This window comes from Microbacterium koreense, from assembly GCF_042677105.1.
Lineage (GTDB): Bacteria > Actinomycetota > Actinomycetes > Actinomycetales > Microbacteriaceae > Microbacterium > Microbacterium koreense.
This window is the reverse complement of the sequence record NZ_JBHTIM010000001.1, coordinates 1,000,778-1,027,295: the sequence shown is the minus strand read 5'-3', so window position 1 is coordinate 1,027,295 and position 26,518 is coordinate 1,000,778. Positions and strand designations below refer to the sequence as shown.

Below are 26,518 nucleotides of genomic sequence, written 5' to 3'. Positions count from 1 at the left end.
ATGCCGGGGCAGCGCGCGTCAGGCGTTCTTGGCGTCGCGCCAATCGAGCCACGCCTGGACGGCGTCGTAGTCGAAGTCGGGCCCGCCGAAGCCGAACGTGAACAGGCGCGTCCCGCCGGCGTAGAGCGCGTCGGCGTCTTCGGGGCCGCGGCGCTGCAATTCGTTCGAGATCACCAGATTCGACGTGTCGCGCCCCTCGGTCTCCGCCCACTTTTCGATGACCGAGAGCTTGTGGGGCAATTCCTCCGCCGTGACGAAGCTGTGCCAGATGTCGGCGTGACGGGCGACCAGGCGCAGCGTCTTCTGCTCGCCCTTGCCGCCGATCATGACGGGGATGCGGCGCGTCGGTGCCGGGTTGAGCTCGGCCCACCGGGCCTCGACCCGCGCCAGACCGTCGGCGAGGTCGTCCAGACGCGAACCGGCCGTGCCGAATTCGTACCCGTACTCGTCATAGTCGCGCTGGAACCATCCCGAGCCGGTGCCGAAGATGAAGCGGCCCTCGCCGCCCTTGGCCGAGATGTGGTCGATCGTGCGGGCCATGTCGGCCTGCAGGTCGGGGTTGCGGTAGCTGTTGCAGTTGACGAGCGCGCCGAACTCGACCTTCTCGGTCTGCTCGGCCCACGCCGCGAGCATCGTCCACGACTCGAAATGCAACCCGTCGGACTCGCCGAAGAGCGGGAAGAAGTGGTCCCAGTTGAAGAGGATGTCCACACCCATGTCCTCGAGCCGGCGGACGGCATCGCGGATCTGCGGGTAGGTGACGTGCTGGGGCTGGATCTGCACGCCAAGGCGCACGGGGGTGTCGAAGAGCATGAATCAAGCCTATTTGAGGCATACCGGAGTCAGCGGACGAGCCGTGGTGCGGTGGCAAGGCCTAGACGAAGCCGCGCCTCAGGTCGCTTCGCCCACGCCCGTCGCTTCGCGTATCACCGAGAAACGCCTGGAAAACTCCTCGAACCTGGATGCCTCTTCAAGAAGAGGTCGCACTCTCACCACGAAGGCAAGAGCGTCGGCTGTCGGTCGGATCGACCGCCCGTCGGGCTCGAAGAAGCGCACCTCAAGCCGCCGCTGGAGGCGGGCCAGCTGACGAGAGACTGCGGCTGGTGAGTATCCGACCTCTCGTGCCGCCGCCACCACCGACCCGGAGTCGATGACGGCTACAAAAGTTCTCAGCAATCCGATATCGAGCATGACACCCCCGAGAAGTCACGACGCCGCAAACGCATACATCGAGCAGTGGAGCGCAGACAGTATCGGGTACCCGCGCGATTCTTGTGCAATGCGTTCAACATCCGGTCCTCTCCACTGCGGAAAGATGTCTCCGTGATAGTCTAGAGCAAGCGCTTGATTTATGGAGGAACTGTGAACTCGATCCCAGAAGCCGCGGAGGACCGGTCGCTCCCCGAGTTCGTGGAGTATCTCGTCATCGGCGCCGGCGTCTGTGGTCTCTGCCAACTGCAGAGACTGCTTGAACTAGACAGCGACGTGATCCTCGTCGATGCCAATAGTGGCCTCGGTGGCACGTGGTACAAGAACCGGTATCCGGGATGCCGGTTCGACTCCGAGTCGTACACGTATCAGTACTCCTTCTCGCGCGAGATGTTGGAAGAGTGGGATTGGTCGGAGCGCTTCGCAGCACAGCCCGAGACCCTCGCCTACCTCAACTACTTCGCCGACAAATACGGGCTCGATTCCCACATCCGTTACAACCTCGCGGTCGTGTCGATGGTGTGGAACGAGCAGGACCGTGAGTGGACGGTTGCCTTTCAGAACGGACGGTCCATCCAGGCTCGCTTCGTGCTCTCCGCCATCGGCATCCTCTCGGCACCGACCTACCCGCGCATCGCAGGGATGGACACCTTCGCAGGAGATGCCGTACACACGTTCGACTGGCCCGAAGACCTCGACGTCTCGGGCAAGCGCGTCGCGGTGATCGGCACGGGGGCCAGTGGCGTCCAGGTGATCACCGACATCGCCACCTCCGTTGAGCAACTGTACGTCCTGCAGCGCGGTGCAAACTGGTGTGCGCCGCTGGGCAACTCGCCGATCCTGGCCGATGAGATGGCCGACCTGCGCTCCCGCTACGACGAAATCTTCAAGTGGTGTAGCGAAACGCCGGCGGGCTTCATCCACCGCCCCGACCGCGTCCTCAGCACCGACGTAACGCGCGAAGAGCGGGTTGCGCACTGGCACGAGCTCTATCGGGGCTCGGGCGCCGGGATGTATATGGGCAACTACCGCGACACAATGATGGAGCCAGGTCCCAACGCCGAACTTACGGAGTTCATCGCGGAGCGCATCCGCGAACGCGTAGAGGACCCCCACATCGCCGACCTCCTGACCCCGAAGGATCACGGGTTTGGCACGAAGCGAGTCGCCGGCGAATCCGGCTTCTACGAGGTGTTCAATCGCGACAATGTCGAACTCGTCGATCTGAAGACGACCCCCATCTCAGAGATCACGGCTGACGGAATCCGCTTCGACGGCGACGTCACGCGTCCCCAGATCGACGTCGACGTCATCGTCTATGCGACGGGCTTCGATGCCGTCACCGGCCCCTTCGACCGAATCGACATCGTCGGCGTGGACGGTCAGCGACTGCGCGACAAGTGGACGAGGGGTCCTGTCACGACACTCGGCGTCCAGGTGCACGGATTCCCGAACCTCTTCGTCCTCGCTGGCCCCCAGTCGGGTTCGGCGTCGGCAAACTTCCCCCGTGGCATCGAAGATGTCGTGAACTGGATGACGGGCTTCGTGACGGAGATCCAGACGAGCGGAATCATCCGCATCGAAGCTCGTGCGGATGCAGAACGGGAGTGGACCGCGCACGTCCACGAAGTCAACGCGAAGCTGCTGATGTCGAAGACGAAGTCGTGGTTCAATGGACACAACAAAAACCTCGACCGCGACGAAGAGCCCCGCGACATGGTTTACCTCGGCGGCGGTCCTCGCTACCGTCGGCGCCTCGCGGAAGAGACCGCGAACGGCTATCCGAGCTTCGATCTCGAGCGCGCGGCGGTCACGGCCTGCTAGGACCGGGAGCGTACGGGGCCGCAGCCCTGACGTTCCGCCACACGAGGACGAATACCGACAACCTCGCACCAGCTCGTCGTAGCGGCTGTCGACGAGACGCGGACCTCCCCGCGTGATCGTTAAATTCGAAGCGCCGCGGCGTCGGCGGCGAGTGCATCACGGTGCTCGGGGGCTGCCACCGAGATGAGATTGTCCCGTCGCTCGGCGGCCGTGCGGCCGCGGAGCCACGCGACGCCGTGGTCCGTGACGACGGCGTCGACGCTGTGATGTGCCGCAGTGACGAGGTCGCCGGTCCCGTGGGAGGCGACGATGGTCGACTGCCCCTTGGCGGTAGTCGAGGCGAGGGCGATGATCCGCATGCCACCCGGTGAGAGGTGGGCACCCTCCGAGAAGTCGGCGCTCCCACCCACACCTGAGATGACCCCGCCGCGCACCGTCTCGGCGACGACCTGTCCTCGCACATCGACGGCGACGGCGGAGTTGACCGAGACGAACGACCGGATGCCGGCGATCACCGCGGGATGGTGGATGCTCTGGGAGTCGCGCATCTCGATCACCGCATTGCCGTCGACCCACGACATGAGTCCCGCAGATCCCAGCAGTTCGACGGCCTGCACGGGGGGTTCTCCGCGCTCAGCGATCGCACGCACGAGGGGGATCATCGGGTCGGACACCATGCCGTGGAGGCGAATCGACCTCGAGGCACCGCTCTGCGACAGCTCCGCGGCCAGCGCGTCGCCGATCGCGCCGATCCCGAGCTGGACGGTCGCACGATCGGGGATGAGACCACCGACGAGGCGTGCGACCGTGATCGCGGACGCTGTGGGCGTCGTCGACTCGTACCGCGGCATGTCGACGGTCGAATCGACGAACCGGTCGATCTCGGACACATGCACACGGCTGTCTCCCGCTGTCCGTGGAACGTCGTCGGAGATCTCGGCGATCACAAGACCCGCGTGCCGGATCGCGTCACGCGTGAAACTTGCCGAGGGCCCGAGGCTGCAATACCCCTCCGCATCGGGGGGTCCGAGTCGGACGAAAGCGACGTCGGTGTGCGCGAGCACGACGCTCGGCACATCGACGAGTCGCAGCGGCAGGTATTCGACGAGCCCGTCCCGGAGCATCCCCCGGATCTCGCCGTGAACGTGCCAGCTGCGAATTCCGAGCGCTCCGTTCTCGACGGCTGCTCGAAGCCCTGGATCTCCGAGTGTGAGCCCCACCGTGAGCGACACGCGGGGAGCCGACGGGGCGCGATCGCCCAACGCACGCAGAAGCGCCAGGGGCGTTCCGCACGCATTGCCCGCGACGATCCGCGAACCCGCGACGAGGTCGGAGAGGGCGTCTGCGGCGGGAACGAGGTCCAGCGTCGGAGCGGTCATGTCTTCGGATGCTACCGACTTGACAGGATAAAGCAAGCGCTTGATATGCTGGCATCTCGAAACATCCGCATATTCAGAGTGGAAGACGATGGATTTCGAAGAACCGGAGCACATCCGCGACATCCGCGAGGCCGTGCGTGACATTTGCGCGGGCTTCGGCGCCGAGTACTGGCGCCGCTGCGATGAGCAGCACGAGTTCCCGTGGGACTTCTACGACGCCATGGCCCGCGCGGGCTGGGTGGGGATCTCGATCCCGGAAGAGTTCGGCGGCGGCGGCGCGGGCATCACGGAGGCCTCGGTCGTACTTGAGGAGGTCGCGGCATCCGGAGCAGCCATGAACGGCGCGAGCGCGCTCCACATCTCGATCTTCGGCATGAATCCCGTCGTCAAGCACGGTTCTGAAGCCATGAAGGAGGCTTACCTCCCCCGCGTGGCCTCCGGTGAGCTGCACGTCTCGTTCGGCGTCACCGAACCGGATGCCGGCACGGACACCCCATCGATCACGACGCGCGCCGTGCGGGACGGCGACGAGTACGTCGTCTCGGGCCAGAAAGTCTGGATCACGAAGGCGCACATCTCCGAGAAGGTGCTGCTCCTAGCACGGACGACACCCCTCAACGAGGTCGACAAGCGAACGAAGGGAATGTCCCTGTTCCTCGCCGATCTGAAAGCACCCGGCGTCGACATCGAACTCATCGACAAAATCGGCCGCAATGCCGTCGGGTCATGCGAGATCCGTTTCGACGGGCTGCGCGTCTCGGCAGACGACCTCGTCGGCGAAGAGGGCCGCGGATTCCCCTATCTTCTGGACGGCCTGAATCCCGAGCGCATCCTCATCGCCGGCGAAGCGATCGGGATCGGTCGCGCGGCACTGCGGACCGCGACGCAGTACGCGCGCGAACGGGTCGTCTTCGGCCGCCCCATAGGCAAGAACCAGGGGATCTCCTTCCCGCTCGCCGAAGCCCACATGCGCTTGAAGGCCGCGGAGCTCGCGGTGCGCGAGGCGTCATGGCGGTACGACGCCGGCTTCCCGTGCGGCGAGCACGCGAACGCGGCCAAGTTCCTCGCATCGGATGCCGCGTTCTTCGCCGCCGACTGCGCGATGCAGACCCTCGGCGGGTTCGCATACGCGAAGGAGTACGACGTGGGACGCTTCTGGGTCGAGTCTCGGCTTATGAAGAGCGCGCCCGTTCCGCAACAGATGGTGCTCAATTACATCGCCGAGCACGTCCTGTCCCTCCCGCGCTCGTACTGACATGACCGACCCGCGCCCCGCGTCGACGTCCACCGATATCCAGCGTCCGCGCAAGCCCATCGTCCTCGCCGAGGCGATCGCGGAAGGGATCGTGCAGGCGGGTATGCGGCCCGGCGATCGGCTGCCCGTCGAGGCGGCGATGGTGCTGCAATACGGTGCGGGACGCGCGTCGATCCGGGAGGCGCTGCGCATCCTCGAGGCGGAGGGGATCGTCGAGACGCGCGTCGGCGCGGGCGGCGGCGCCTTCGTGGCATCCCCTCGTCGCGAGTCGATCGCCCGTCCGCTCTCGGTTCTCATGCGGATGAGCGACATCGGTCTGCGTGAGATTCTCGATGCTCGGCTCCTCATCGAACCGGCGCTCGCGGCATCCGCAGCGGTTCACCGCACCGCTGAGCAGGCGACGCAACTGCAGGATGCCGCGGAGGCGCTCGAGCTACTCGACGAGGGCGGTGAGGAGTGGCGGCGGATGAACCGCGAGTTCCACACGGCGATCGCGGAAGCCGCAGCCAACCGCCCGCTCGCCGTGATGTGGGACGTCTTGAGCATGATCGCCGACGGGCACGACGCGGGCGTGAGGTACCCAGAGCACTCCCTCCACGACGCCGAAGCTGCGCACCGGAAGATCCTGAAGGCGATCATCTCGGGAGACGCCGAGACTGCGGAATCGGCAATGCGCGCGCACCTCGAAGCGATGGCCTCCCACGTTGCGATCGAGTACCCCCAACTCCTCGGCGAGCCCATCGCCCTCGTGCGCTCGCGCACCGGAGGCGCCGTGCGCTCGCGCGCCTGATCCGAAGAAGGAAGAGCATGACAACGCAGATGCCCGAGAGCGTGACCGTATACGAGGTCGGAGCACGCGACGGACTCCAGAACGAGGCGACCGTGATCGCGACGGCCGACAAAGTGGAGTTCATCCGCCGGCTCGCGGCATCCGGACTCACGACGATCGAAGCGACGAGCTTCGTGCACCCGACGTGGGTGCCCCAGCTCACCGACGCCGAGGACGTGCTGCGCGAAATCGACCTGCCCGGCGCGGTCTCTTACCCCGTCCTCGTCCCGAACCTGCGGGGGCTGGACCGGGCCGTCGCCGCCGGCGTCCGCCACATCGCGATCTTCGGCAGCGCGACGGAGTCCTTCGCGCAGAAGAACCTCAACCGCTCGGTCGACGAGCAGTTCGAGATGTTCGCGCCGACGGTGACGCGTGCCCTCCACGAGGGCATGGACGTCCGCGCCTACGTGTCGATGTGCTTCGGCGACCCGTGGGAGGGCGACGTTCCCGTCGGACAGGTGGTCGAGGTCGGCCGCCGCCTGTACGACCTCGGTGCGTCGCAACTGTCGATCGGAGACACCCTCGGCCTCGCGACTCCTGGCCGGGTTCACGATCTGCTCGACGCCTTCGACACCGCGGGGCTCGGTGCGGATGTGCTCGCAGTGCACTTCCACGACACCTACGGCCAGGCGCTCGCGAACTCGTACGCTGCACTCGAAGCCTGCATCCGTACGTTCGATGCGTCGGCCGGTGGGCTCGGCGGGTGCCCCTATGCCCCGGGCGCGGCGGGAAACCTCGCGACGGAAGACCTCGTGTGGATGCTCGACGGGCTCGGCATCCAAAGCGGTGTCGACGTGCGGGCTCTCGCGAAGACGAGCAGCTGGATGGCGGAGAAGCTCGGCCGCCCCTCGACCTCGAGCGTCGTCCGCGCCCTGGCGGCGCAGCCCGCTTGATCCCCCGCACACACGATACGAAGGAGTCGAAGATGACAGTCCACACGCGGCGCGGCCGATACTACGAGGAGATGATCACGGGCGACGTCTTCAGACACGAACCCGGGCGCACGATCACGGAGGCCGACAACGTCTTCTTCTGCAGCATCACGCTCAATACGCAGACGCTGCACCTCGATGCGGAGAAGTCGGCGGAGTCGGAGTTCGGCCAGCGCCTCGTCAACAGCCTCCTGACACTGTCGGTCGTCTGCAGCATCGGCGTGCCCGATCTGACGCAGAAGACCACCATCGCGAATCTGGGCTTCGGAACGATCGAGTTCCCGGCGCCCGTCTTCATCGGCGACACGCTCTATTGCGAGACAGAGATCGGCGAGAAGCGCCTGTCAGCCTCCCGACCGGGGCAGGGCATCGTGACGCTCGAGCACCGCGGTCACAACCAGAACGGCGTGCTCGTCTGCCGTGCGGTGCGGACGGCGCTCGTCCGTTGCCTCCCCGACGACGCGACGCCGCTGAGCTGACAGGCGCATAACCGGCACGACGGCACGCATCGACGCGCTCGAGAGGCGCGTGCAGGCATTCGAGGACGTCCGCGCCACCTCGATCAGCCCAACTACGTCGCGAACTGGCTACGCCTCGGGTTCACGGAAGACGACACCGCCGGCGGCGGATCGGGCCGGCTCATCGTCGCGATGGTCGCGTGGGGCGACGAGTATGCCGTCGTCTCCCGCCTCCACGAGCATCTCGATGCCGGCCGCCGACCACGTGAGTATCAGCCTGCTCGACCGTGAAGCCGGTTGGCGCGAGTATCCCCTCTCGGTCCAAGACTGGGCGCGCCCGGCCACTGCCCGCCCGCGCTGACCGCCCGGCGCGCACGTGGGGCTGGAGGCGTTCACGGGTTGCGGTGGGCGCGATCCGTCACCCGGGGCGCGGAAAGCCCACCCAATCCCGACAGGATGCGCCGCGCGGGGCGGATCGACGCCGGCAGCGCGCGGGTGACGGAGACATCCAGCAGTTCGCTGCGGGGCGCGATCCGTCACGCCGGGGCGCGGAATGTCCGCCCTGGCCCGGCGGACGCGCCCCGACCTGCGGCCAACCCAGCAGGCGCCGCGGCGTGTCGCCGGTCAGAGAGTGGCGGCGCTCCCGAGTACGAGGGTGCCCGAGCTCATGAACATGCCGCCGACGCCGGTCGCGACGCTCACGTCCACGCCGGGAACTTGGGCGGGCGCGGTGCCGCGCACCTGGCGCACCGACTCCTGAATCGCGAACATCCCATACATTCCGGTGTGCGTATACGACAGTCCGCCGCCGTTCGTGTTGAGCGGGAGGCGGCCGCCGGGAGCGGTGTTGCGTTCCTCGATGAACGCCGGCGCCTCACCCCTACCGACGAAGCCGAGGTCTTCGAGTCCGAAGATCGGCACGTGGGCGAAAGCGTCGTAGATCATGAGGTGATCCACGTCGTCATGACGGACGCCGGACTGCGCGAACGCCCGCTCGCCGCAGATGCGGATGGCGCGGGACGAGGTGAGGCTTTCGAGTCCGGAGACGACAGAGGCTTCGCTCGACTCCCCCGCGCCCAGCACGTAGACGGGTGACGGATGCAGGTCCTTCGCGCGCTCGGCGGAGGTCAGCACGAGCGCACCGCCGCCGTCGGTCACGAGGCAACAGTGCAGGAGATGCACGGGGTCGGCGATGACCGGCGACGCGAAGACGTCATCGACGGTGATGGGATCCCGCAGCTTCGCCCGCGGATTCTTGGCCGCCCACTCGCGCTGGATCACGGGCACAAGCGCGAGTTGCTCCCGTGTCATCCCATAGCGCGCCATGTACTGACGCACCCCCATCGGGAAGAGCGACGGCGCGCCGATCGGGCCGTAGGGTACCTCGAGCTGGCCCATGAGTGACTGCGGAGCGGGGGCCCACGGCACCATGCCCACGCGCGACCGCCCTGACTCGCCGTGCGTCACGAGGACCGTCTCGCACAGCCCCGCCGCGATCGCCGCCATCGCGTGACGCACGTGCAGCATGAAAGAGGAGCCCCCGACGTTGGTGCCGTCGAGATACTCCGGGACGATGCCGAGGTAGTCGGCGACGTCGTTGGGCATCTCGCCCGCGGATGCCACTCCGTCGACGTCCCCGGGTGTCAACCCGCAGTCCGCGAGCGCGTTCAGTGCGGCATCCGCGTGCAGTTCCAGCGCCGACTTGTCGGGGATGCGGCCGAGGTCCGTGCTCTCCGCCGCTCCGACGATCGCGACCGCTCCACGGAGGCTCATGCGGCCCGCTCCATGTCGAAGCAGACGACGCGACGGTCGCCTCGCTGTTCGAAGGCCACACGGACGGACGTGCCCACTTCGACCGCCTCCAAATCGGGTGCGCGAAGCGTGCCCATGAGGTGCGGGCCTTCCGCGAGCTCGACGATCGCGAGGGCGTAAGGAGGCACGAAGCCCTCGGGACCGCGGTGGTTGATGACGAAGGACAGCAGCGTACCCGTGCCCGCGGCATCCACGAGCTCTATCGCCCGGTGGCCGCACCTCGGACACGAGCTGCGCGGGTACAGGAAGAACGCGCGGCACTCGCGGCAGCGCGGCACCGTCAAGCGTCCTTCGTCGATGAGCGCGAACCACTCGCGCGTATCGGGCGTGGGCTGGGCGAGGGGCTTCATGACGACACCTTCTCGACGAGGGCGGGCAGGAGGTGCTTGCGTAGCTTGCCGTTCTCACCGCGGGGGAGCGCGTCAACGATTTCGACGCGACGCGGCACCTTGTATCGGGCGAGGCGCTCCTGGAGGAACGGCAAGAGCAGGGAAGTCGCTTCCGAGCCTGCATCGGCGAGCGGTGTTCCCGGCACCGCCTCGACGACGGCGCACACCATCTCACCCCACTCCGCGTCGGCCCGCCCGATGACACCGGCGTCGCGGACTTCGGGATGCTCGAGGAGCGCCGCCTCGACCTCGGCGGGGTAGACGTTGACGCCGCCGGATACGATGACCTCCGACATTCGCGCCAGCAGATAGAGGTAGCCGTCCTCGTCGATACGTCCGATGTCGCCGACCGTCACAAAGTCGCCGTGGCGGCCCGCGAGGGTCTTGTCGGGGTCGCCACGGTAGACGAAGGCGAGCGCCCCCATGCGCAGAAACACCGCGCCGGACTGACCGGCGGGCACGTCATTGCGTCCCGCGTCGAGGATGCGTATCTCCGCACCGGGCTGCGGGCGCCCGACGCTTCCGGGCCGCGCGAGCCATTCCATGGAGTCGATGACGGTGCCCGCGGCTTCGGTCGCTCCGTAATACTCCCAGATGACCGGGCCGAACCACGCGAGCATGTCGCGCTTAACCGACTCAGGGCAGGGTCCCGCCCCGTGCACGAGGTTGCGCATCGAGCTGACGTCGTAGCGCGCGCGGACGTCGGCGGGGAGCCGCAGCAGACGGTGCAGCTGTGTGGGCACCATGTGGGTCGTCGTCACACGATGCTCCTGGATGAGCTGAAGCACGTGCTCAGCGTCGAAGCGCTCCATGAGGACGATCGTGTGACCGAAGTGCAGCGACGTCACGGCGAGTCCGCTGACTGCGGTGTGGCTGAGCGGCGACGTCACGAGATGGACGCCGGATGCCAGGGGTTCGATGCCGAACATGCCGAGCTGCCACTGCGCACCCTCGGCGAACACGTCGTCGGGGTCGCCCTGCGCGAGAGCGCGCGCGACGCCTTTAGGTCGTCCGGTCGTCCCCGACGTGTAGCCGAGGAAAGCCCCGGGGGTGCGGGCTTCCGGCGCACCCGTCGGGAGCGTGTCGAGCACTCGAGGCAGGCTTATGAATCCCTCGGATGCCGCAAACGCGAACCGCGCGTCGGCGGGCAGCTCCGCGGCATCCGCTGCTGCGCTCACGACGTCGCTGAATCGAGCCGATGTGAAGACCGAGACCGGCTGCGCGTCGCCGATGATGTACGAGATCTCGCCCGCAGTGAGCGCGGTGTTGACCGGGACGTAGTACACCCCCGACTGCTGGCACGCGAGGGCGAGGGCGAGGGCGAGGGGCTCGTTCGCGACGACTCCCACGACACGGTCGCCGACGCGTGCACCGCGCGCACGCAGGAGATGCACGATCCCGTTGCACCACGCCAGCAGTTCGCCGCGCGACACGACGATTCCATCGGATGCTACGACGGCGGCCGCACCCGGGTCGCCCGAGGCGATGCGCCAGAAGCCGAGCCCGCTCACGATGACGGCACCTCGTCGAGGCTCGCGAGGAGCTCCTTGGCCAGCCGCCGTCGCAGCATCCGCGTCGTGCCGTAGTCGGCCGACAGGCTCATGACGCGCTTGAGCCAGATGTGCAGCTGGTACTCCCACGTGAAGCCGATTCCCCCATGGAGCTGCAGTGCGTGGAGGTTCGCGAGATGCGCGGTGTCTCCGCCGTATGCCTTCGCTGCCGCCGCACGGCGGAGAGCATCGGGTTCGGCGACACGGTCGAGCGCTGTGAGAGCGGCCGCCTCGGCGAGGTCGACCATGACGGCGACATCGGCGACCTTGTGCTTGACGCCCTGGAAGGAACCGACAGGGCGATCGAACTGCTTGCGCACGCCGATGTAGTCGACCGTGAGGTCGAGGAGGCTGCGGGATGCACCCGCGAGCATACAAGCCGCTCCCGCGACGGCGATGGCCCGGATGCGCTCAAGGTCCTCGGGCGCGACCTCCAGCACAGCCCTCGGTCCCGTCGTCGTGACCGCGGCGAGCGGCCGCAACGGGTCGAGAGACGCGACGTCGCGCACATCGAGCTCCTCCCGCGTAAACGCGTGCACGGAATCGTCGCTGCGGAGGTCGATCATCAGGTCGGCGTCGCGCGCGAAGGCGACGTGGGGGGCGTCATCCATGCGGATCGCGACGATCGCGTCTCCCCCTGCGATGCGCTCGAGCCACGCGGGCGCCTCTTGCCACGACGAGGCGCCGAGGACCGACGCCGCGATGACGGCCGTCTCGAGGAAGGGCTCCGGCACGGCATGCCGGCCGAAGGCGTGCAGGGTCGTCGAGAGGTGCGCGGGCGTCAGTGCGATCCCGCCCTGCTCCTCGGGGACGAGCGCCGAGAGGATGCCGGCCTCGGCGAGACGCGCCCAGAGGGCCGGACTATGCGCCGTTCCGTCGTCCAGGCGTGCGCGGAGATGATCCACGGTGCACGCGCGCGCAAGGAGCTCCTCGCTGAGATCGAGCAGCTCCTGCCGCTCCGCGTCGAGACTCGCTGTTGCCTGTGTCATTTCCTGGGCTCCATGGGAAGTCCGAGCACACGCTCGCTGATGATGTTCCTCTGGATCTCGTTCGTACCGCCGAAGATCATGGCGGCACGGGAGTACCAGTAGCGGTGGTGCCAGTCGGCCCAAGCCCGCGCGGCGACCTCGTCGGTGCCGGTGAGCGCCGACGGACAGCCGACGACGACGGCATCGTCCTCGAGCAGGCGCAGACCCGTGTCGAAGATGTCGTACTGCATTTGCGTCCAGAAGACCTTGTTGATGCTGGCCGTCGATGTCAGGTCGACCCCACGCTCCGCCCGCTCGGCCAGCCGGTACACGTTGGCGCGATAGACCTCGGTCTTGACGAAGACGCGTCCGAGCTCATCGAGCGCAGACGAATCATCGGCGAGGTCGCGGGCCCGCACGAGGCGCGCGAGGTTCGCGACATCCTTCGAGTACTTCGCGTGGTCGCCGAAGACGGCGCCGCGTTCGAAGCCGAGAGTCGACATCGCGACAGCCCAACCGCCATCGATCTCGCCGACGACGTTTTCGACGGGAACCCGCACGTCCGTGAAGAAGATCTCCGCGAAGCCGCGGGTTCCGTCGACCATCGTGAGCGGCCGGACCTCTACACCCGGCGAGCGCAGGTCGATACACAGGAACGTGATGCCGTCGTGCTTGCGGCGGCTCTCCTCGACGGGCGACGTGCGAACGAGGGCGAAGATCCAGTCGGAGTAGGCGCCCATCGACGTCCAGATCTTCTGCCCATTCACGACGAACTCGTCACCCTCGCGGTTGGCCCGCGTCCGCAGGGACGCGAGGTCGGAGCCGGACTCGGGTTCGCTGAAGCCCTGGCACCAGATCGTGCGGCAGCTTAGGATGTCGGGGATCCAGCGCGCGCACTGCTCAGGTGTCCCGTGTTGCATGAGCACGGGTCCGAGGAGGTAGAGCCCACCCATGTTGATGCGCTCGGGGGCGCCGGCACGGTAGTACTCCTCGCCGAACGCGATGGAGCGCAGCAGTCCTGCATCCCGCCCGCCGTACTCCGCTGGCCAGTCGATCGCGGCATAGCCGCCCTCGTAAAGCACACGCTCCCACTCCCGATGGGCGGCGAACCCCTCGGGATCGGTCCACGAGGTCAGCGGAGCAGCGGGGACGTGCGAGGCCAGCCATTCGCGCACCTCCTGGCGGAAGTCGTCGAGTGATGCGGTGTCTTCGCTCATGCGGCAAGCTCCAGGATTCGCGACGCCGTCGCCAGCGTCTCGTCGTACGATCGGGCGTCGGTGCGAAGCGAGACGTTGACTCCGTCGGCGCCGAGGCGCGCGTAGCCTTCGACGACCGCGGGAAGAGCCTCGAGGTTTCCGCTGAAGCGGAGTCCGGCGATGACGTGCTGATCGGCGAGGTCGCGGCCGCTCCCAGCGACCTTCCGGGCATACGTCGCGTGGTGCTCCGCGAACTGCGGCAGTGTCAGATTCCAGGGATACCACCCGTCGCCGACCTGCGCGGCGCGGCGGATCGCTGCGGGTGAGTGCCCACCGACGAGCATCCGTGGAGTAGCACGCACGGTTCCCGGACGCTCGGCGGCATCCTGCGACCACCTCGATCTCAGGTCGACCATCATGTCCTCGTTGCGTCGCCCGCGAGAGGCGAAGTCGGTCTCGCAGGCCTCGATCTCCTCGGACGACCAGCCCACACCGACACCGAGGTCGAATCGGTCGCCCGTCAGTTCGCCGACAGTCAGCAGCTCGCGCGAGATCATCGCCGGATTGCGCAACGGAAGAAGCAGGACAGAGCTGCCGAAGCGGATCCGCGTCGTCGCGCGGCTCACCTGCACGGCGGTCTGGAAGAGGTCGAGCAGGCCTTGATCGTCGGAGACCTCGACGCGAGGCTTGCCGTCCACCGTCGCGTTGTGCACTTCGGACCGCGTCGGGTCTGCCGCCGACGGCGCGGAGGGATACGGATACTCCGACTCGTACTGGTCGAAGAAGAGGATGTGCTCCGGCAGCCAGATGCCCGCGAATCCGAGGTCTTCCGCCGTCTGCGCGAAGCTCCGGATGAACTCCGCATCCCGCTCCGGGCTCCCGTCGAAGAGATCGACGATCCCGATCTCGAGGGGGCGTCCTTTCACCGTCATCGCCACCATGTCAGGCCACCAGGGTTCGAACGTCGTCAGGAGTCGGCACTTCATCGAAGTAGCCGACCACCTCGTCGACGCCGAGATCGGGGGCGGACCCGCGCGCGCGGTCGACCTCTGTCGCGGGGACCACCCACGTCCGGCGGACGTCTCCCGCCCGATCGGCAAGGACGTCGTCGAGCACCGAGTTGGCGCGGTCGACATCGTCAGCGGCCGGCGACCAGACGACCCAGCCGTCGGGTGCGCCGCACGACGCCACATACCGAGCGAGGTCCTCAGCTCCGGTCGCGCGCACATGGGTGGCGGGCACGCGGTCCCCCTTCGGCTTCGGCAGCGCGATCGCGCCGGTGAACGAGATAAACGGTCCGGTGTGGGTCGCCCTGCGCTCGGTCCACAATGCCCGCATGGCGCCGATCTGATCAAGCGCGTGCCCGACGTGGTCGTCGGGGTGCGAGCGAAGCGGATCCGTCAGCGCTGAGGGCACGGGCTCGAGATCGACCCCGTGCTCGGCGCGACCCTGGCTGAACCAGTCGAGCGTAGCTATCTGCTTCGCCCGGACCGGTGCGCTGTACAGAGAGGGGATATCACCGGAGACCACCACGCGCAGTCTGCGTGTCGCCGTCGCGACGACCTGCAGGCCGAGCATCGGGTCGTGGCTGCGATCCGCGGCGGCATCCCGATCTCCCAGACTCCACCACGACGCGAGCGCCGTGTCGTCCGCTGCGCGTGCCGCCCTGTCGAGGGCTTCGGCCAACTGCATGTCCTGGGTCGTTCGGAAGCTGCATGCGAGACCTGTCTCCGGTGACATCCTCGTCCTCACTCTCAGTCGTTCCACTCCTCGAGAGTGCCGTCCGCCTGCCACACGAGGTAGACACCCGGGCCGTCGAGGCTCGCCTGTCCGCCGCTGTAGGTGAGGGGGCCGTAGACCGAGTCCTGCGACGTGATCCCCTCGAGCGTCTCCGCGACCTTCTGCGGGTCCGGGTCACCTGCGGCCTTCAGCCCCTGGGCCAGGAGCCACATCGCGGTGTACCCCTGCGCGCCGTACATGTCGGGAATCTCGCCGTACTCGGCCTCATAGGCCTCGACGAACGTGACGGCCTCTTCGTTGGTGTTGAACCCGGCGTGGAACGGCGACATGAAGATCGTGCCCTCCAGGCCACCGCCCGATGTCGTGAACAGCTCTTCGCTGTCGACGCCGTAGCTCGTGAGGAACGGCTGGTCGTAGCCGCGCTCGCGCATGGACTTCGCGAGGAGCGCAGACGGCGTTCCCAGCGTCGAGCCGATGACGGCGTCGGGGTTCAGTGCTTCGATCTCGGTCGCGGCCTGCGTGTAGTTGGTGTCGGCCGCGGATGTCTCGATCGTCTTGAGGATCTCGACGCCGTTGCGTTCGAGCGCTTCCGTCCACACCTTCGCGTCGCCGACCATGCCGTCATTGTCGGCGGTCACGACGACGACGGCCGTCTTGATGTCCTCGCCCGGGACGATGGCGTCGACGAACTGGTCGTACATGCCACCCGGCTCCGACGGCAGGATGACCGACCGGTAGATGTAGGGCGGGTCGGCCAGACCCGCGAGGATCGCGGACGTCACGACGGCGGGCGTGGACTTGTCGGTGATGACGGGCGCGAGCGCGCCGGCCTCCGACGAGAGTCCGCAACACAGGATGCCGGAGGCTCCGTCGGCCGCGTACTGGTTGAACAGGGCGATCGCCTGGGCGGGGTCACCCTTGATGTCGTCGATCTTGAGGTCAATCGTGGATCCCTCGCCGAGGAAGCCGCTCTCGTTTATCTCCTTGACGGCGAGCTTCGCTCCGTCGGCGATCGGGACGCCGGCGAAGGCCGCGGGGCCGGAAAGGATCGCGGGGAAGCCGACGACGTACTCGACGGCCTCGCTGCCCTCCCCGGACGGCTGATCGTCGGAAGCGCATCCGGCGAGCGCGACCAGCGATGCTGCGGCGACCACGGCAACGAGGCCTCGCCTCCGCATTCGGCGTGTGGTGGTGAACTGGAACATCGTCGTCCCTTCTTCGGGTTGTGCTCGGTCATGTGAAGCAAGCACTTGATTTTGACATGAGCGCGAGACGGGCGCAATGCCCTTCGCTAACGATTAGGGTGCGAGAAGCTGAAGATCTTCCGCCTCCCCCCACACAAGGTGCAGTGCCGGCTCTTCGACTTCGGCCTGCCCGCCTCGATAAGTGATCCGGCCGTACACGCTCTCCTGCTCGTCGATCGACGAGAGCGCCTCACCGACCGCGGCCGGGTCTCCCGAGCCCGCATCGAGGATCGCCGTGGCGAGCAGCCACGCGGCCGTATATCCCTGTGCGGCGAACATGTCAGGGGCCGATCCGTACTCGGCCTCGTACGCCATGGAGAAGGATGAACCCAGGTCGTTGACGGGGTAGTCCGCGTGGAAAGGCGTGGGGAAGATCGTGCCAGCCATCGCGCCACCGGACGCATCGTAGGCTGCACGGCTGTCCGCACCGACATTCGAGACGATCGGCCGGTCGAAGCCCCGTTCACGGAGCGCTTTGGCGAGATTGGCCGTCGACGACCCGATCGTGCTGGCGATGACGACATCGGGATCGAGATCGATGATCTGCGTCGCCGGCCCGACGTACGACGTCTCCACTACCGGCACCTCGATGGTCCCGCGCAGCTCGACGTCGTTGCGCTCGAGGCCGTCCGCGTAGATCGACGAGTCCTGCACCATCGCGTCGTTGTCGTTGTTGACCACCATGACAGCCGATGAGTACTCCCCGCCGCCGAACACCGCGTCGAGGAACTCGTCGTACGTGCCTCCGGGTGCCGACGGCACCTCGAAGGGACGGAACAGGTGGGGCGGGTCGGCGAGGCCGTCCAGAATCGACACCGTCACGACGCCCGGGAGCGTGCTGTCGGAGAGGAGAGGCTGCAGGGCGCCCGCTTCGCCGCCGAGTGTGCAGCACAGCACTCCCGCGGCGCCCGATGCCTCCGCTTCACGATAGGCGGCGATCGCCTTCGCGGGATCGCCCGCCGTGTCGACGAACTCGACCTCGATCGTCGAACCGCCGCCGAGGAAGTCGGACTCGTTGACCTCAGCGATCGCCAGTTCGATGCCCTGCGCGACCGGAACCCCGGCGAAGGCTCCGGGACCAGACTGGACGAGAGGAGCGACGACCGAGTAGACGTTGGCGCCGTTGGCATCCTGTTCTGCGGCGCCTGGTGCACACGCGGCAAGCACGACGGCCATCGACGTTGTCGCGACGACCGAGAGGCGCCGGACAGGATTCCGTTTCAAACTCTTCATCATCATTTCCTCACTCATCGCGCGATTCTTCCGCGGTCTGCAGATCCAGACGGCCGCGATCGATCACGACCTCGCCATCATGCGTCACGACCTGGAACGCCGCCCCTTCGTCATCGCGCCACGCGCGGAGTCGCATCGGATCGCCGGGGTAGGCCGGTCGTGCGAAGCGGCCCGAGATCCGCTGGAATCGTGCGACGCTCCCTCCACAGAGCTCCGCGAGCAGCAGTCTCGTCGCGAACCCGTACGTGCACATCCCGTGGAGGATGGGCCGCTCGAACCCTCCTCGCGCCGCGAACGCCGGGTCGGAGTGCAGCGGGTTGCGATCGCCTGTGAGACGGTAGAGCAGTGCCTGATCCGGACGCGTGGCGAACGCGATGTCCGCGTCCGACGCGCGGTCCGGCGTCGCCCACGAAGTGCTCGGCCCCCGCTCCCCGCCGAATCCGCCCGCGCCGCCGAGAAACGCGCCCGTCCGCGTGCGAGCGATGATCCGCTCCGTGCTGGGCTCCCGCAACTCCGTCTCCGTCCACACCATCGCGTGCGGATCCTTGTCCCACATCTCGGTGACGGTCGTGGACACGTCGGCCTCGCCCTCCGGCGTCAACGGTGCCGCGACCTCGATGCTCTGCTCCGCGTGCACCGCCCGCGTGGGGTCGTACACGCCGATGTCGGGAAGGCCCCGGCCGAAGCCGAGCACGACGGCGAAGCTCGGGAGCACCTCCTGCGCGACCCCCGCAGTGTTCTCCGTCGTGAGCGACAGCTCGGCGAGTGTATCCGACTGGCCGGCTCCGACGGCGAGGGCGTAGAGCAGCGACTCCGTCGTGCTCCATCGAACACGCTGAGTCTCGGTCACAAGACCGACGCGAGAGGGATCGAGAGCCATGAGGTCCTCCGTCTTTTCTGGATGCCGGGGGTCAGAGGCCGCGTGACACGGCAACTAGAGAACGGTGGTGCGCGGGCGTTCCGTAAAGGTTTCGGCCGGTCACGACGCGGCGGAAGTGGTGGGACACCTCGTGCTCCCACGTGAAGCCGATGCCGCCGTGCACCTGCACGGATTCGCGCAGCACGTGGAGAGCGGCATCCCCGGCCCGCGCCTTCGCCGCCGACACGGCGAACCGCCGATCGACGGGCCGAGTGTCCGGATCGGCGGCGAGAGCGACCGCCGTGTGGACGGCACTGAGAGCCGTCTGGTGGTCGCCCCACATATCGACGAGCTTGTGCTTGATGCTCTGGAAGGACGCGACTGGCCGCCCGAACTGCTCACGGATGCGGGCGTAGTCAAGAGAAAGGCGGATAGCCCGCTCGGATGCCGCGAGCAGATCGACGCTCGTCAGGAGTGCCCCAATCAGCCAAGCGTCGCGTACCGCCTGCTCGACGCCGTCGCCACGCGCGACGATCTCGGCCTCGACGTGCGCGAGATCGACCGTCGCGAGTCCCCGGCCTGGATCGACGGCGTCCATCGCTGTCCGCGTGATGCCAGACGCCTTCGCCTCGACGCGCGCGAGGACGAGCACACCGTCGGCATCGACCGCGGGGATGAGCAGGACATCGGCATGTGTTCCGCTGTCGACGAAGGTCCTGCGGCCGTCGAGGACGGTACCCGAGGCGGACGATGTCGCGCGCACGCTCGTGTCGAGCGACGCGCCGTGCGAGTCCTCGTGGAAGGCCACGACGGTGGTGAGATCGCCTCCGGCGATCGCGGCGAGAAGCCCCGAGCCGTCATCCGGGTCGACGGACTGCGCGAGGGTGACGGCGACACCGGCGGTGGCGACGAGGGGACCCGACCACCCGCATCGCGCTGTCTCGGCGACGGCCGATGCGAGCTCGACGAGGGTTGCGCCCTGGCCGCCGTGGTCCTCGTCGACGAGAAGGCCGGCAGCGCCGACCTCGTCGACGAGGGCCGCCCAGAGGGCGGGGCGCTCCGCGCCTCCGGTGCGGCTCGTCTCCCAGGGGCTGCGCTCGTCGACGAACCGGGCGAAAACCGGCGTCAGATCCGGGCTGATGTGCGGGAACACGATTGGGTTCTCCTCTCTATCCCGAAACAAGCGCTTGCTTGTAATCGGAGAGTCGGCTTTCGCTGATGCCCTCATGGGCAGGGGACATCTCAGCTCGACCGGCGCACGCCGTCGAGGAGGATGGAGGTCTGGATATCGATGATGTCGTCGATGCTGACACGACCGCGCGGATCGTACCAGCGGATGACGGCCTGCACGGCACCCATTATGGTGCGATACACCATGCGGGAATCGAAGTCAGCGCGCAAAGCGCCGCTGTCCATTCCGTCCTGGATGGTCCGCAGCCAGATCTGCTCGATGTGGCGCTGTCGTTCGAGGATCCCCGGCATGGGACCGACGTACTGCCAGTCGTTCTGGAGGATCGTCAGGTGCTCGCGGTGAGTAACTATGCCCCGAAGCGCCTCTGCGACGAATCGCTCGACTCGATCGACAGGCCCCTCGGCCTGATCAAGAGCCCGCTCGTAAGCACGGATCTGACGGTCGAGGTACTCGATGAGAACCTCCTCGACGATCGCCTCTTTCGAGTCGAAGTAGTAGTAGAGGCTACCCGAGAGCATGTCCGCAGCGTCGGCAACATCTCGCACCGTAGCGACCGAGAAGCCGTTCTCGGCGAAGACCTTCGCTGCTGCCCGGAGGATAACCTCTTTGCGCGCGACACCCGCGGGAGAACCGGTCGAGCGGCGACGGGTCGTTGTCACGGTGCGCTTCCTATCTGTCACTTGTCCGAATTCTGACAAAGACTTTCCGAGCCACGCGCCGACACTCCGGTGGAATACCGAACGCTCACGCTGCTCCGGAGACGATCGTGACGGCACTGACGAGCTCACCCGGACTTCCCCCCTGGTTCTGGATGAGCCCGTACTTCGGCGCAACGACCTGACGGTCCCCCGCTTCGCCGCGAAACTGCAGCCACATCTCGAACATCATCCGCAGCCCGCTGGCGCCAACAGGGTGCCCGAAGCTCTTGAGACCTCCGTCCACATTGACGGGAAGCGCCCCACCACGGTCGTACCGACCATCCAGCACGTCGCTCCACGCCGTACCCCGCGCGGAGAAGCCGAGCTCCTCCATAAGCACGAGCTCCGTGGGAGTGAAGCAGTCGTGCACCTCGGCGAGCGAGATCTGGGATGCCGGGTCCGTGATGCCCGCCTGCGCGTATGCCTGGCGCGACGAGACGGCCGCCTCCGACAGGTCGGAGTAGTCGTAGTCGCTGTCGTGCCTGCCGGTGCCCGCTCCCGCGTCGAGTGCTAGAGCGTGGATATAAAGGGGGCGGTCCGTGTACTTCAGGGCGTCCTCGGCCCGCACGATGATGGCCGCCGCGGCGCCGTCGGCGACGCCGGAGCAGTCGAAGACACTGAGGTTCCCCGCGAGTGCGGGCGCCGCGGCGATCGTCTCCTTCGAAATCTCCTTGCGGAACTGCGCACGCGGATTGAGAGCACCATTGCCGTGGTTCTTCCAAGCGATGTGTGTCATCGCCTCCTTGACTCGCTCCTCAGATACGCCGTACCGCTGCGCGTACGCCGGCACGATCATCGAGTACATCGCGGGTGCGCTCAGGACGGCCGGGGTGCCGTCGTTCGGGATGCTCGGCATCTCGAGGCCCGAGTATCCGGCATCCTTGAGTTTCTCGCCGCCGACTGCCATGACGACGTCATAGGCGCCGGACGACACGGCGAAGCATGCATTGCGGATCGTCTCCGATCCTGTCGCGCACATGTTCTCGACCCGCGTGACGGGTTTGTGATGGATATTGAGCGGCCTCGTCAGCGTGAGCCCGGAGACGCCCGAGACCATCGAACCGAGCCAGAAGGCGTCGATGTCCTGCACGTCGAGCCCTCCCGCCGATGCGAGGGCTCCGTGCGTCGCCTCGACGAGCAGGTCGTCGACGTCACGATCCCAGTGCTCGCCGAAACGCGTGCACGCCATCCCCACGATGGCGACGGGATTCTTGAGCGCGTGTGCTCCCATCAGTCGTCCTCCTTATCGAACGGGCGGACCTTCCACACGTAGTTGCGTACACCATTGCCGCCGACGCCGGCCAGGCGGAACGTCGCGCGGACGCGGTCGCCGATCTCGAATGCCCGGCCCACGGCATCCGCCATTTCGAACTCGAATCGGCCGCCGCCCTCGAAGTCGACCGCGACCACCTTGGCGGGCAGCTGCACCGACTCCGACAGCCAGTCGTCAGTGAATGTCGCGACCCGGCCCGGCACATCGACCATGGAGACGGAGCGGAAGCCGTCCGTCGCAGAGCACCGCAGGCACACGCGACGGGGCGGGAGGTTGCGGTACCCGCACGACGTGCACTCACCTGCGACAAAGGCGAACTTCCACCCGGCGCTGCGCCGGGATGCGGGAGGCACGGGAGGGCGCACATCGGGTCGACGAGCCGGTTCGCGCGGGAGGAGCCCGCGCCAGTTCAGGAAGTCGCCGTACGAGACGCCGTAGCCGCCGGCGAGGGAGTCGGCGACTCCGTCGCGCTCGCGCCGCGCGTGCCGGGGAGTCGTGCGGAAGACGACGGCGTCGGCGCCGTCCGCGGCCGTCACGACGAGCACCGTCTGCTCGGGACCGGCGGCGTCGAGGACGGCACTCAATCGCAGACCAACATCGGCCGCGCCGGCGAAGCCGACCCCTGCGGAGGCGGCCGCGGCGAGCTGTTCGGGTGCGAAGCCCTTCTTCACGACGGCACCGGATCGTGCGTGCGGAACGCTGATGACGACGTGGTCGACGCGCGCTGCATCCAGACCCGCCCGATCGAGTGCCTCCTGCGCCACGCGCTGCATAAGAGGAACGTACTCCTCCGTGCCGAAACGCTCCTCCCATGTGCGCGTGCGCACGGCGCCGGGTTCGCGCCAGCGCTCGAGGAACTCGCTCGTGACGGATGCCTCGGAGACGAGCTCCGCGATGGGGTCGTCGCCGACGACGAAGGCGGCGGCCCCGTCCGATCCGGCCGTCTCGTCGCTCGAGCCGGGGAGCCCGTAGCGGATGTCGCTCAGGACGACGAGCGCGGAGCCACTGTCGAGGCCCGCGCGAAGCGCTCCGATGCCGCTACGGAGCGCTCCGCCGACGTCGTATGCGCCGACGGAGTCGGGGAGGCCGGAGGCGACGGCGACCGTGGTCGCGTTGGACTTTTCGAGGTAGGCCGGCCGACTGGTCGCGAACCACAGAGTGCCAACGGCGCTCGAGCCGCGGAGCGCGGGGCGTGCCGCGTCGACCGCCATGGTTGTAGTGTCCTCGTCAAAGGATGCGACCGGGCGTCGCCCCTTGGCCCGTGCGCCCATGACGGTCGACGCCTCGGCCAGGTCGAGCCGCGGTGCGGGCACGTAGGCGCTGTAGCTCTCAATGCCGACCACGGCACTCCCTCCGTTGGGTAAAGACGTTTAAATCAAGCACTTGCTTTGCTAGCATACGAACACCATCACGGGAACGCAACCGATGGCAGAACGGACTGCCCGAGGGAGGACCATGACGAGCGTGAGCGAGACGGAGTTCCGAAGCGAGGTGGAATCGGCGATCGCCGCCTTCGCCGCACGCCGCGTCGCCGACGACGCAGACGGCCTGCGCGACGACCGGGTTTCGGTCGTCGCCGAGCGATCCGAAGGTGAGGCGGAGGAGCTGGACGCCCTTCGGCGCTACCGCGCGCACCTCGCCGAGAGAGGCCTCGCCTGGGTCGACGGCCCCGCGGCGTACGGCGGACGCGCTCTTCCCGCGGCCTATGCCGAGATCGTGCGCGAACTCGAAGCGGGTTTCGTCCTCCCCGACGACGGGTATCTCCGCTTCAGCGTCTCCACCCTCTCCCCCACTCTCCTCGAGCACGGGACGCCCGCGCAGCAGGCTGAGTTCCTCCCGCATCTTCGCACCGCCGAGCTCATCGCGTGCCAGCTCTATAGCGAGCCGGGCGCAGGATCCGATCTGGCCGGGCTGTCGACCCGTGCCGTCCGCGACGGCGACGGCTGGCGGATCACGGGACAGAAGGTGTGGAGCTCAGGCGCACACTTCAGCGACCTCGGACTGTGCATCGCACGCACGGACCCCGAGGCACCGAAGCACGCCGGCCTCACGACCTTCCTCCTCGATATGCGGTCGGAGGGGATCGAGGTGCGTCCCATCCGTCAACTGACGGGCGGGGCGTCGTTCGACGAGGTCTTCCTCACCGACGTCTACGTGCCCGACTCTCGCCGCATCGGCGACGTGAACGCGGGCTGGAAGGTCGTCGTGACATCGCTCCTGAATGAAAGGTCCGCGATCGGGCGGGAGGTCGGCGTCGACGACGCCCTCGTCGAGCGCCTCGTCGATCTCGCGCGCACGTCGCAGGATCCCGTCGATGACCGCACCCGCGACGCCGTCGCCGACGTCGTCGTCCGGGCGTGGGCGACAAGGCTCACGACAGAGCGCCTCCTCGGCGATGGCGCACCGGGCCCCGAGCTGTCGCTCGCCAAGCTCCTCACGACGGACCTGCTCACCCAGATGAGCGACGTCGCCTCCGACATCCTGCAGGCGGGCCATGTCGCGGAGACGGGCGAATGGGGTACGTACGCGTGGTCGGAACTGACGCTCGGGCTCCCGGGCCTGCGGATCGGCGGCGGCACGGACGAGATCCTCAAGAACACGATCGGCGAGCGAGTGCTCAACCTTCCGAAGGATGCGCGATGAAGATCGATATGGGCCTCATCGGCGCGTCGGGGGCGGAGTGCGGTCCCCTCGCTGCGACGGCGGAAGCGCGCGGCTTCGATGCCGTCTGGGCGAGCGAGAGCGTGACGGATGCGTTCCTGCAGTCCCAGGCCGCGCTCTTGAGCACCTCGAGGCTGACGGTCGGAACCGCGATCGCCGTCGCGTTCGCGCGCAACCCGATGTCGGCGGCCTACGCCGCATGGGACCTGGCCGGAATGTCGGGTGGGCGGTTCGTCCTCGGATTGGGGAGCCAGATCCAGGCGCACATCGAGCGTCGCTTCTCGATGCCGTGGTCGGCGCCCGCGACCCGCATGCGCGACTACCTGCTGGCGCTCGACGCGATCTTCGCGGCATGGCGAGACGGCACGAGACTGGACTACCGCGGCCCGATCTACCAGCACACGCTCATGACGCCCGTGTTCACTCCGCACCACCACGACCATCGCATCCCCGTCATGATCGCCGCCGTCGGCGAGCGCATGACGGCGCTCGGCGCGGAGCTCTGCGACGGCCTCCTCCTCCACGGGATGACGACGACGGGATACCTCGACCAGGTGACGCTCCCCGCGGTGGAGCGTGGCCTGTCGGCATCCGGTCGGGAACGCGACGCCGTCGAGCTCTACGTGCCCCTCTTCATGGTCATGGGCGATACGCAGGAGGAGCGGGATGCCGCAGCCCGAAAGACACGCGAGCAAATCGCCTTCTACGCCTCGACGCCTGCCTACGTGAAGGTGCTCGAGAGCGTCGGGTACGAGAACCTCCAGCCGGAGCTGCAATCGCTGTCGCGCGAGGGCAGATGGGCTGACATGGCCGACCTCATCGACGACGGTCTGCTGAATGCCATCGCCCTCACGGGGCGTCCGGAGGACATGCCCGATCTCTGCCGTGAGCGCTTCGGCGGCCGGGTCGACCGGGTCTCGTCGTACTTCGGGTGGCCCGTGGACGACTCCGATCGGCTCGCCGAGATCCTCGCGCGCTTCCACGACGAGCCCGCCGCGCACCCCGAGGAGAAACGCGCATGAGCAGAGTGACACCCGAGCAGATGGTGGCAAGGGCGGAGATCGCCGACACCCTGAACGCCTATAGCCGGGGTGTGGACCGCCGCGACATCGACCTGCTGGCCGATCTCTTCACGATCGACGCCACCTTCGACTACGGCCACGGCAATGTGACTCAGGGACGGGGCAATCTGCGCGGGCTCTTCGTCGCCGCGACCGGCAAGTACACCGCCACAAGCCATCACGTCTCCACGATCAACTACCTGCGCGTGGACGCGGCGAGCGCGACGACCATCACGTACGTTTACGCGTTCCACGACAGCGGCGACGCGCACTTCCACGTGTGGGGATGCTACGAGGACGAGCTCGTCGACGACGGCGACCGGTGGCGCATCGCGGCCCGGCGGGTCAGGCCCGCCGGAGCGAAGACGACGACCTCCGAGGCCCTCCCCGACCGCTTCGAGCGCTATGCGAGGCCAGAGCCCAGGTGACGCGCGGCCTCAGAGCGGCAGTTCGTAGACGTCGAAGGCGTGCTGCGTGTCGCAGTACTCGCGTGCCTCTCGGATGAGCCCGTACGGATCGAGGCGCAGCACGAAGGCGTAGCGATTCTGATGGATGCGGTCCTTCGCGCGCGGCGCCCTTCGCTCACGCCCTCGACGCACACGGGTCCGGACGCCGCGCGTCGTCGTCGACGACGATCCGGCGCGTCGATCCGCAGGCCGTCGTGGTAGGACTCGCGGAGTCCGGGGATGCGCGCGGCGCGCTGCGATACGAGGACCTTCCCGACGACGAGCATCTCGGGGACCTCGTCGACGGCCC

General features: G+C 67.6%; 25 protein-coding genes. 8 read left to right on the top strand and 17 right to left on the bottom strand.

Annotated features, from left to right (window positions below):
• Positions 1–18 precede the first annotated feature (18 nt).
• Positions 19–813, bottom strand: coding sequence for an LLM class F420-dependent oxidoreductase (locus ACFQZV_RS04730; protein WP_378753241.1), 795 nt, complete (start codon positions 811–813; stop codon positions 19–21).
• 78 nt (positions 814–891) lie between these two features.
• A complete protein-coding gene (locus tag ACFQZV_RS04725) occupies positions 892–1,191 on the bottom strand; it encodes a LysR family transcriptional regulator (protein ID WP_378753243.1) in 300 nt (99 codons plus the stop codon).
• 171 nt (positions 1,192–1,362) lie between these two features.
• On the opposite strand from ACFQZV_RS04725, the gene ACFQZV_RS04720 reads away from it, so the two are divergent.
• Entirely contained in the window at positions 1,363–3,033 is a 1,671-nt protein-coding gene (locus ACFQZV_RS04720) for a flavin-containing monooxygenase (RefSeq protein ID WP_378753245.1), read from the top strand.
• Positions 3,034–3,152: 119 nt separating this feature from the next.
• Here ACFQZV_RS04720 and ACFQZV_RS04715 read toward each other — a convergent pair whose 3' ends face one another.
• Positions 3,153–4,412, bottom strand: coding sequence for an acetyl-CoA hydrolase/transferase family protein (locus ACFQZV_RS04715; protein ID WP_378753247.1), 1,260 nt, complete (start codon positions 4,410–4,412; stop codon positions 3,153–3,155).
• An 88-nt stretch (positions 4,413–4,500) separates the two neighbouring features.
• Between ACFQZV_RS04715 and ACFQZV_RS04710 the strand changes: the two genes are divergently transcribed.
• Genes ACFQZV_RS04710 through ACFQZV_RS04695 form a run of 4 tightly spaced genes read left to right on the top strand, consistent with a single transcriptional unit; the run spans position 4,501 to position 7,907 of the window.
• Positions 4,501–5,667 carry an acyl-CoA dehydrogenase family protein gene (locus tag ACFQZV_RS04710; protein WP_378753249.1) on the top strand — a complete coding sequence of 389 codons (1,167 nt, stop codon included), beginning with the start codon at positions 4,501–4,503 and terminating at the stop codon, positions 5,665–5,667.
• Position 5,668: 1 nt separating this feature from the next.
• The gene (locus ACFQZV_RS04705) at positions 5,669–6,457 is read left to right on the top strand and encodes a FadR/GntR family transcriptional regulator (RefSeq protein ID WP_378753251.1); all 789 of its coding nucleotides are present in this window, start codon (positions 5,669–5,671) and stop codon (positions 6,455–6,457) included.
• 17 nt (positions 6,458–6,474) lie between these two features.
• Positions 6,475–7,389 (top strand): hydroxymethylglutaryl-CoA lyase, encoded by a 915-nt coding sequence (locus tag ACFQZV_RS04700; protein ID WP_378753253.1) that lies wholly within the window; start codon positions 6,475–6,477, stop codon positions 7,387–7,389.
• Positions 7,390–7,421: 32 nt separating this feature from the next.
• Positions 7,422–7,907, top strand: coding sequence for a MaoC family dehydratase (locus tag ACFQZV_RS04695; protein WP_378753255.1), 486 nt, complete (start codon positions 7,422–7,424; stop codon positions 7,905–7,907).
• 603 nt (positions 7,908–8,510) lie between these two features.
• On the opposite strand, the gene ACFQZV_RS04690 is transcribed toward ACFQZV_RS04695, so the two are convergent.
• The 14 genes from ACFQZV_RS04690 to ACFQZV_RS04625 form a co-directional block, all read right to left on the bottom strand.
• Complete coding sequence (locus ACFQZV_RS04690; RefSeq protein WP_378753257.1) at positions 8,511–9,659, bottom strand: thiolase C-terminal domain-containing protein; 1,149 nt, start codon at positions 9,657–9,659, stop codon at positions 8,511–8,513.
• Positions 9,656–10,048 (bottom strand): Zn-ribbon domain-containing OB-fold protein, encoded by a 393-nt coding sequence (locus ACFQZV_RS04685; RefSeq protein WP_378753259.1) that lies wholly within the window; start codon positions 10,046–10,048, stop codon positions 9,656–9,658. The genes ACFQZV_RS04690 and ACFQZV_RS04685 overlap by 4 nt, the downstream gene beginning before the upstream one ends.
• Positions 10,045–11,598, bottom strand: a complete 1,554-nt coding sequence (locus ACFQZV_RS04680; RefSeq protein ID WP_378753261.1) for an AMP-binding protein — start codon at positions 11,596–11,598, stop codon at positions 10,045–10,047. Before ACFQZV_RS04680 ends, ACFQZV_RS04685 begins: the two co-directional genes overlap by 4 nt.
• Entirely contained in the window at positions 11,595–12,626 is a 1,032-nt protein-coding gene (locus tag ACFQZV_RS04675) for an acyl-CoA dehydrogenase family protein (protein ID WP_378753263.1), read from the bottom strand. The genes ACFQZV_RS04680 and ACFQZV_RS04675 overlap by 4 nt, the downstream gene beginning before the upstream one ends.
• Complete coding sequence (locus ACFQZV_RS04670) at positions 12,623–13,822, bottom strand: acyl-CoA dehydrogenase family protein (RefSeq protein ID WP_378753265.1); 1,200 nt, start codon at positions 13,820–13,822, stop codon at positions 12,623–12,625. The genes ACFQZV_RS04675 and ACFQZV_RS04670 overlap by 4 nt, the downstream gene beginning before the upstream one ends.
• The gene (locus ACFQZV_RS04665) at positions 13,819–14,787 is read right to left on the bottom strand and encodes an LLM class flavin-dependent oxidoreductase (protein WP_378753267.1); all 969 of its coding nucleotides are present in this window, start codon (positions 14,785–14,787) and stop codon (positions 13,819–13,821) included. Before ACFQZV_RS04665 ends, ACFQZV_RS04670 begins: the two co-directional genes overlap by 4 nt.
• On the bottom strand, positions 14,744–15,541 hold the full coding sequence (locus tag ACFQZV_RS04660; protein ID WP_378753269.1) for an LLM class flavin-dependent oxidoreductase: 798 nt from the start codon (positions 15,539–15,541) through the stop codon (positions 14,744–14,746). The genes ACFQZV_RS04665 and ACFQZV_RS04660 overlap by 44 nt, the downstream gene beginning before the upstream one ends.
• 14 nt (positions 15,542–15,555) lie before the next feature.
• The gene (locus ACFQZV_RS04655; RefSeq protein ID WP_378753271.1) at positions 15,556–16,746 is read right to left on the bottom strand and encodes an ABC transporter substrate-binding protein; all 1,191 of its coding nucleotides are present in this window, start codon (positions 16,744–16,746) and stop codon (positions 15,556–15,558) included.
• A 93-nt stretch (positions 16,747–16,839) separates the two neighbouring features.
• A complete protein-coding gene (locus tag ACFQZV_RS04650; RefSeq protein ID WP_378783270.1) occupies positions 16,840–18,036 on the bottom strand; it encodes an ABC transporter substrate-binding protein in 1,197 nt (398 codons plus the stop codon).
• Positions 18,029–18,898, bottom strand: a complete 870-nt coding sequence (locus ACFQZV_RS04645) for a MaoC family dehydratase (RefSeq protein ID WP_378753275.1) — start codon at positions 18,896–18,898, stop codon at positions 18,029–18,031. The genes ACFQZV_RS04650 and ACFQZV_RS04645 overlap by 8 nt, the downstream gene beginning before the upstream one ends.
• 31 nt (positions 18,899–18,929) lie before the next feature.
• Entirely contained in the window at positions 18,930–20,030 is a 1,101-nt protein-coding gene (locus ACFQZV_RS04640; protein ID WP_378753277.1) for an acyl-CoA dehydrogenase family protein, read from the bottom strand.
• A gap of 89 nt (positions 20,031–20,119) precedes the next feature.
• Complete coding sequence (locus ACFQZV_RS04635; protein WP_378753279.1) at positions 20,120–20,728, bottom strand: TetR/AcrR family transcriptional regulator; 609 nt, start codon at positions 20,726–20,728, stop codon at positions 20,120–20,122.
• 85 nt (positions 20,729–20,813) lie between these two features.
• Positions 20,814–21,998, bottom strand: a complete 1,185-nt coding sequence (locus tag ACFQZV_RS04630; RefSeq protein ID WP_378753281.1) for an acetyl-CoA acetyltransferase — start codon at positions 21,996–21,998, stop codon at positions 20,814–20,816.
• A complete protein-coding gene (locus ACFQZV_RS04625) occupies positions 21,998–23,383 on the bottom strand; it encodes a hypothetical protein (protein WP_378753283.1) in 1,386 nt (461 codons plus the stop codon). The genes ACFQZV_RS04630 and ACFQZV_RS04625 overlap by 1 nt, the downstream gene beginning before the upstream one ends.
• A gap of 112 nt (positions 23,384–23,495) precedes the next feature.
• Between ACFQZV_RS04625 and ACFQZV_RS04620 the strand changes: the two genes are divergently transcribed.
• From ACFQZV_RS04620 to ACFQZV_RS04610, 3 genes are read left to right on the top strand one after another with little or no spacing between them, the layout of a single operon-like run.
• Positions 23,496–24,683 carry an acyl-CoA dehydrogenase family protein gene (locus tag ACFQZV_RS04620; protein ID WP_378753285.1) on the top strand — a complete coding sequence of 396 codons (1,188 nt, stop codon included), beginning with the start codon at positions 23,496–23,498 and terminating at the stop codon, positions 24,681–24,683.
• Entirely contained in the window at positions 24,680–25,723 is a 1,044-nt protein-coding gene (locus ACFQZV_RS04615; protein ID WP_378753287.1) for a TIGR03617 family F420-dependent LLM class oxidoreductase, read from the top strand. Before ACFQZV_RS04620 ends, ACFQZV_RS04615 begins: the two co-directional genes overlap by 4 nt.
• Positions 25,720–26,190 carry a nuclear transport factor 2 family protein gene (locus tag ACFQZV_RS04610; protein WP_378753289.1) on the top strand — a complete coding sequence of 157 codons (471 nt, stop codon included), beginning with the start codon at positions 25,720–25,722 and terminating at the stop codon, positions 26,188–26,190. The genes ACFQZV_RS04615 and ACFQZV_RS04610 overlap by 4 nt, the downstream gene beginning before the upstream one ends.
• Positions 26,191–26,518: the final 328 nt, after the last annotated feature.

Coding starts and splice junctions, on each gene's coding strand:
- ACFQZV_RS04730 (WP_378753241.1), bottom strand. CDS start 813: ATGCTCTTCGACACCCCCGTGCGCCTTGGCGTGCAGATCCAGCCCCAG.
- ACFQZV_RS04725 (WP_378753243.1), bottom strand. CDS start 1,191: ATGCTCGATATCGGATTGCTGAGAACTTTTGTAGCCGTCATCGACTCC.
- ACFQZV_RS04715 (WP_378753247.1), bottom strand. CDS start 4,412: ATGACCGCTCCGACGCTGGACCTCGTTCCCGCCGCAGACGCCCTCTCC.
- ACFQZV_RS04710 (WP_378753249.1), top strand. CDS start 4,501: ATGGATTTCGAAGAACCGGAGCACATCCGCGACATCCGCGAGGCCGTG.
- ACFQZV_RS04705 (WP_378753251.1), top strand. CDS start 5,669: ATGACCGACCCGCGCCCCGCGTCGACGTCCACCGATATCCAGCGTCCG.
- ACFQZV_RS04700 (WP_378753253.1), top strand. CDS start 6,475: ATGACAACGCAGATGCCCGAGAGCGTGACCGTATACGAGGTCGGAGCA.
- ACFQZV_RS04695 (WP_378753255.1), top strand. CDS start 7,422: ATGACAGTCCACACGCGGCGCGGCCGATACTACGAGGAGATGATCACG.
- ACFQZV_RS04690 (WP_378753257.1), bottom strand. CDS start 9,659: ATGAGCCTCCGTGGAGCGGTCGCGATCGTCGGAGCGGCGGAGAGCACG.
- ACFQZV_RS04685 (WP_378753259.1), bottom strand. CDS start 10,048: ATGAAGCCCCTCGCCCAGCCCACGCCCGATACGCGCGAGTGGTTCGCG.
- ACFQZV_RS04675 (WP_378753263.1), bottom strand. CDS start 12,626: ATGACACAGGCAACAGCGAGTCTCGACGCGGAGCGGCAGGAGCTGCTC.
- ACFQZV_RS04670 (WP_378753265.1), bottom strand. CDS start 13,822: ATGAGCGAAGACACCGCATCACTCGACGACTTCCGCCAGGAGGTGCGC.
- ACFQZV_RS04665 (WP_378753267.1), bottom strand. CDS start 14,787: ATGAAGTGCCGACTCCTGACGACGTTCGAACCCTGGTGGCCTGACATG.
- ACFQZV_RS04660 (WP_378753269.1), bottom strand. CDS start 15,541: ATGTCACCGGAGACAGGTCTCGCATGCAGCTTCCGAACGACCCAGGAC.
- ACFQZV_RS04655 (WP_378753271.1), bottom strand. CDS start 16,746: ATGTTCCAGTTCACCACCACACGCCGAATGCGGAGGCGAGGCCTCGTT.
- ACFQZV_RS04650 (WP_378783270.1), bottom strand. CDS start 18,036: ATGAGTGAGGAAATGATGATGAAGAGTTTGAAACGGAATCCTGTCCGG.
- ACFQZV_RS04645 (WP_378753275.1), bottom strand. CDS start 18,898: ATGGCTCTCGATCCCTCTCGCGTCGGTCTTGTGACCGAGACTCAGCGT.
- ACFQZV_RS04630 (WP_378753281.1), bottom strand. CDS start 21,998: ATGGGAGCACACGCGCTCAAGAATCCCGTCGCCATCGTGGGGATGGCG.
- ACFQZV_RS04620 (WP_378753285.1), top strand. CDS start 23,496: ATGACGAGCGTGAGCGAGACGGAGTTCCGAAGCGAGGTGGAATCGGCG.
- ACFQZV_RS04615 (WP_378753287.1), top strand. CDS start 24,680: ATGAAGATCGATATGGGCCTCATCGGCGCGTCGGGGGCGGAGTGCGGT.
- ACFQZV_RS04610 (WP_378753289.1), top strand. CDS start 25,720: ATGAGCAGAGTGACACCCGAGCAGATGGTGGCAAGGGCGGAGATCGCC.